Source organism: Acetobacter malorum, from assembly GCF_002153605.1.
Classification (GTDB): Bacteria; Pseudomonadota; Alphaproteobacteria; order Acetobacterales; family Acetobacteraceae; genus Acetobacter; species Acetobacter malorum_A.
The window spans coordinates 1-386 of record NZ_JOPG01000107.1 but is presented as its reverse complement, the minus strand read 5'-3'; the positions used below and the strand labels follow the sequence as shown (position 1 = coordinate 386).

Annotated in this window: 1 protein-coding gene; it reads left to right on the top strand. The window is 62.7% G+C overall.

The genetic code is table 11. The features are described from left to right. Positions 1 to 386, top strand: a 386-nt coding sequence (locus HK23_RS14140) for a transketolase C-terminal domain-containing protein (protein WP_306300700.1), incomplete at both ends; no start/stop codon positions are given.

The following is a 386-nucleotide window of genomic DNA, read 5'->3' as shown; positions in this document are numbered from 1 at the left end:
GCAGAAGGTCAGGTTCTGGAAATCGGCAAGGGCCGGATTATCCGGGAGATGGGCCGTCAGGCCGGGGGAGAGAAAGGGGGTATTGCCATCCTCTCGCTCGGCCCACGGCTGAAGGAAGCCCTGAAAGCCGCAGATCTGCTCACGGCGCAGGGCCTGCCCCCGACCGTGGCCGATGCGCGCTTTGCCAAGCCGATTGATACCGCTCTGGTGGAAAATCTGGCCCGCAACCATGCGGTGCTGATCACGCTGGAAGAAGGCTCCGTTGGCGGATTTGGCGCGCAGGTCGGCCAGCATCTGGCCAATACGGGTCTGCTGGACCATGTCCGCTTCCGCCCCATGACCCTGCCCGATATCTTCATCGATCATAACACCCAGGACGCCCAGTA